This window comes from Ruegeria sp. AD6 (assembly GCF_056542325.1).
Genome location: NZ_JBQFZQ010000024.1, coordinates 1 through 4,346, shown reverse-complemented (window position 1 = coordinate 4,346; position 4,346 = coordinate 1). Strand labels below are relative to the sequence as shown.

At 53.1% G+C, this 4,346-nt stretch carries 5 protein-coding genes; 4 read left to right on the top strand and 1 reads right to left on the bottom strand.

Annotated elements, in window-relative coordinates:
• Nucleotides 1-417 precede the first annotated feature (417 nt).
• The 3 genes from ACR0KJ_RS19335 to ACR0KJ_RS19325 all read left to right on the top strand — a co-directional run bounded on the left by ACR0KJ_RS19335 (nt 418) and on the right by ACR0KJ_RS19325 (nt 2,618).
• Nucleotides 418-1,767, top strand: a complete 1,350-nt coding sequence (locus ACR0KJ_RS19335; RefSeq protein ID WP_480627450.1) for a site-specific DNA-methyltransferase — start codon at nt 418-420, stop codon at nt 1,765-1,767.
• On the top strand, nt 1,760-2,125 hold the full coding sequence (locus tag ACR0KJ_RS19330; RefSeq protein ID WP_170449314.1) for a DUF5681 domain-containing protein: 366 nt from the start codon (nt 1,760-1,762) through the stop codon (nt 2,123-2,125). Before ACR0KJ_RS19335 ends, ACR0KJ_RS19330 begins: the two co-directional genes overlap by 8 nt.
• A gap of 88 nt (nt 2,126-2,213) precedes the next feature.
• Entirely contained in the window at nt 2,214-2,618 is a 405-nt protein-coding gene (locus ACR0KJ_RS19325; RefSeq protein ID WP_170452303.1) for a DUF5681 domain-containing protein, read from the top strand.
• Nucleotides 2,619-2,647: 29 nt separating this feature from the next.
• Here ACR0KJ_RS19325 and ACR0KJ_RS19320 read toward each other — a convergent pair whose 3' ends face one another.
• Nucleotides 2,648-3,616, bottom strand: coding sequence for a restriction endonuclease (locus tag ACR0KJ_RS19320; protein WP_170452301.1), 969 nt, complete (start codon nt 3,614-3,616; stop codon nt 2,648-2,650).
• Nucleotides 3,617-3,704: 88 nt separating this feature from the next.
• On the opposite strand from ACR0KJ_RS19320, the gene ACR0KJ_RS19315 reads away from it, so the two are divergent.
• On the top strand, nt 3,705-3,908 hold the full coding sequence (locus tag ACR0KJ_RS19315) for a helix-turn-helix domain-containing protein (RefSeq protein ID WP_170452299.1): 204 nt from the start codon (nt 3,705-3,707) through the stop codon (nt 3,906-3,908).
• Nucleotides 3,909-4,346: the final 438 nt, after the last annotated feature.

The following is a 4,346-nucleotide window of genomic DNA, read 5'->3' as shown; positions in this document are numbered from 1 at the left end:
ACAGCGGTAATTGTGAACCTCTGTGAGGATCGTCGGCTTTGGACCCTTCTAGAGCTTTTGATTGGCTCTGATATTTGTAGTCCGGATTTAGCAATAACAATGCTTCTTGAACGAGAGTGTATCGGGTTAAAGTTGAGTTTCCCGGCGTTCTGAATCTCTTCGGTTTGCCTGGAGTTCGACGTGGATGCACCGGTTGATATTGAATCTTTCACTGCAATAGTTACATTGATCTTAACAATAAAATGGCCGGAATGATCTTGACGCTGTCTGAGATTGAACCGGGACAGCGCCTGGCTGAAACAAGTGCCCAGACATATAACACGTTAGAATGCGCTTGCGTGGACCCGAAGTGAAACCCGGGGCCGCATTGTATCTGACGTTCTGAATTCGGCTCCGCCTATGTGAGGAGCCACGTCATTGACTGCGCTGAAGTTAGTTTATCAATCTCCCAACGCTCTTAAGCCAAGGAACAGAAATCCCAGAACGCATTCGAAAAGCCAGATCCGGCAGGTGATGCGCTCAATCGAGCACTTTGGGTTTACCAACCCCGTTCTTGTTGATGATGACAATCAGCTCATTGCGGGACATGGCCGTGTCGAGGCAGCCAAACTCTTGGGGTTGGAGCAAGTCCCAACGATCTGTTTGTCAGGCATGAGCCAAGAGGACATTCGGGCTTATGTCATCGCGGACAACAAGCTTGCTGAAAATGCGGGTTGGGATGCAGGCCTTCTGGCGCTCGAATTCCAGTACCTCGATGAGTTGGAAATCCCATTTGATCTCACACTAACGGGTTTCGAGTTGCCTGAGATCGATCTGAGCATCCAGGCGCTGAGACTGGATGGTGAGGACGGGCAGGATCCGTTGGATCAGGTTCCGACACCAACTGGGAATTCGCCGGTAACCCGGGAGGGTGACATCTGGCACATTGGCCCTCATCGCCTGATCTGCGGGGATAGCACCAGGGCGGAGACCTATGCCGCTTTGCTCGGATCGGAACGTGCTCAGATGGTCTTCACAGATCCCCCTTACAACGTGCCCATACGGGGACACGTCTCGGGCTTGGGATCGGTTCAGCATCGAGAGTTTGCCATGGCGTCCGGTGAAATGTCGCCAGAAGACTTTCAGTGCTTCTTGACGACTGTATTCAAACACCTTGCCGCCTATAGTGAAGACGGTTCCATTCATTTTCAGTGTATGGACTGGCGCCATATAAGAGAAATCCTTGGGGCAGGGGACGTGGCTTACTCCGAGCTCAAAAACCTTTGTGTTTGGTCTAAGACCAATGGCGGAATGGGATCGCTGTACCGCTCACAGCACGAGTTGGTGTTTTTGTTCAAATCGGGGGCCGGCAAACACATCAACAATGTCGAACTTGGAAAGAATGGCAGGAACCGGACGAATGTCTGGACTTATGCCGGAGCCAATAGTTTTGGTGAAGGGCAGGGCGGCCTTGAGATGCACCCTACAGTTAAGCCTGTGGCATTGGTGAGGGACGCCATTCTGGACTGCTCACATCGTGGCGGGTTGGTGTTGGACCCATTCTGTGGGTCGGGATCCACACTTGTAGCGGCTGAGCAATCGGGTCGCCGTGGATATGGGGTCGAGCTTGATGCAGCCTACTGTGACGTGATCCTGCGCCGTTTGACGGAAACATTCGGCCTGATCCCACGTCTTGGTGAAGACGGTCCGGTGTTTCATGAGGTCGCGGCTGATCGTGCAAGCGAAGGTGTCAGTGCGATAGCTGAATCGGAGGCAGCAGATGCGTGACAAAGACTACCAAGTTGGCTTCGGTCGTCCTCCTCGGGATACTCAGTTCCAAAAGGGACAATCCGGAAATCCAAAAGGCAGGCCCCGTAAAAAAGGGTCCATTGAACTGGATCTGGATCAGGTCCTGGATCAGCAGGTCAGAGTTCGTTTGCCCGGCGGCAGCAAAAACATGGACGCGCGCGAAGCCACACTGCGTGTGCAGGTTGATAAAGCGCTCAAGGGAAACATCCAATCGGCAAGGTACGTGCTAAAGCAGTTTGAAAAATATGAAGCCATAACACCCCCGCGATCGAAGATACAAACAGGCGTGGTGATCGCACCAAGAGCCCCCGTGCAAGAACATGAAAACGACACCTAATGGCTATCTTCAACGCTCAAAGACTGGGGCAAGCCGCGAGGTGCAAAGTATGGCCAAGCCCCTAATTTATGTATCAAGGAATTAGCCTATGACCGATGGTGCTGACCCGCTTGAGGATTTCGATCCTCTTTATCCCACCAGGTTCCAAAGAGGAAAATCTGGCAATCCCAAGGGAAGACCGCGCGGTGCGAAAGGGATGAAGCCTATTGTCCAGAGAGTTGCGCATGAAACACATGTTGTCAGCGAAGACGGCGAACGCAAGCGCTACTCGACTGTGGAATTGGTGTTGAAGATGATTCAGCGTGAAGCGCTGAAGGGTAATCTGAAAGCCAAAGTTCTACTTGATGAACTACAGGAAAAATACAGCCCGCAGGAGGTCAATAACATGGGCTACGGCTGTCTTGTTGCGCCTGAAGGTTGCACGCTTGAGACCACGCTGCTCAGGGTCGAATACGTTAAGGAGGATGAACAACCCTGGCACCGTCCGACATAGGCAGCACTGGAATGGCGTAGCTAAGTGAGTCAGACCATCCTGTCGGACAGCCACTTAAAAAGCCCGGACTCCAAAGTTCTTGAGGCCAGCTCGTTGCCTGTCCAAATGTCCAGGTTCAAATCCCTTTGCGTTGGAAGGGCCAATGCGCCGCGTGGATCGGCACATGCAAATATGAAACGGTCCCAGGACCCATCGGCTAAGAATCGTTCAATATAGCTGTCGAGCTCAGCCTGACGTGCCTGGCTCTTGACCTGAACCCAGGCCGTTTCCCCGGTCAGGGGTTGCTCGAGCACCAGGTCCACATCAGGCATGTTGCCACCCAGCAGGCTGGTACGCCGCCAGCCGTTTCGCAGGAAGATGAGATCAATCAATGTTTCAAATTCTGCCCAATGCAGGGTCCTGATCATTTGCTCTGCCAGACTATGCATCTCGTCGGTGAGCGCGCAGGCGTGGTGTTGTAGCGGATGGCGCTCTCCCCGGATGGATCGCAACAGGTAGTCCTGAGCCTCGACCTTACAAATTGTCCGCCTGTATGATGCTGTCTTGGTGAGCGCTGAACTCAGGGTGTTTAGTTGGAGAGGGGTGCCAGCAAGCGATATTTTGGACCAGCCACTTTGTGTTGATCGCCAACGCACCGGGCCCGACGATTTTACCTTGGATAGTTCGATCTTGTCGCCCGCAAGCGCCCACCATAGGTGCCCACGCGCCATTGTAATCCAAAGCGAGCCGTCTGGCAGGTCGTAGAAGTCTTTCAATTCCCGTATATCTTCTTTTGCGGCCTGAATTCCGCGCCCGGCCTGGGTCATCGTTGTTAGCAACATCTCCCAATCGCCTTCCAGACACAGCGAGTGGTCGGCCAGGTCAAAGTCGACAGGAATGACCGCATTCTCCAGGGCATAATCAACATGTTTGCCGCCAGAGCCTAGCTTTACATATCGCACATCTGATGGGTTCAACTGGTCTTTCATCTGCCGCGCCTTGTCGTCGATCGGTGACATACCAGCGCTTCGTTTAGGACGGAAGTCAACAGAATATGTCACTGATCGTCTGTAGACTGATCATCTGTGTCGATGTCCAACACGCTGTATGGATGTGCGCGACCGCCTTGCCAAAAACCTGCGACGCTTGCGGCAGATAAAAGGCTGGTCGCAAGAGGAGTTCGCGCATCAAGCGGATGTTCACAGGACGTACATTAGCGATCTCGAGCGCAGTGCCCGCAACCCAACGATTACCGTTGTGGATAAACTGGCTACCGCGCTTGGTGTCTCGCTGGGTGAGTTGTTGGACTAGTTCTACGGATTGACTGACTACCGATCCTGTGCAGGCTCATACGCCCGCTTTGCGCAATCCAAAGTTGGTGCTTCGCTTCATTTTCGCCCGTTCTGACGGGCTAAGAGCTCAATCGCCCGCATACGCGCGGCGGCGTGTTGCAGCGGGACCTGGAGGGACTGAACAAGCTCTATTGCTTCTTTTGGGCTAATCTTCGATCGCTGGCCTCTGAGAGCTTGCGATGCCGCGTCCTCCAAACTACCCGTTAGCTTTGCAAAAACGAAACTGAGCTGTTCACGGGTTGTGTTGTCCATGCCAGCAGTGCCGCTTGCCAAGCCATGGAAGTCGAGCAATTTCTTTACTATCATCGGATGTACGACAAAAAACGCTTTGAGGAATCCACATCAATTTATGGGACATGGCACAACTAATTGAGGTCCCAAACTTGTGGGCCCAATG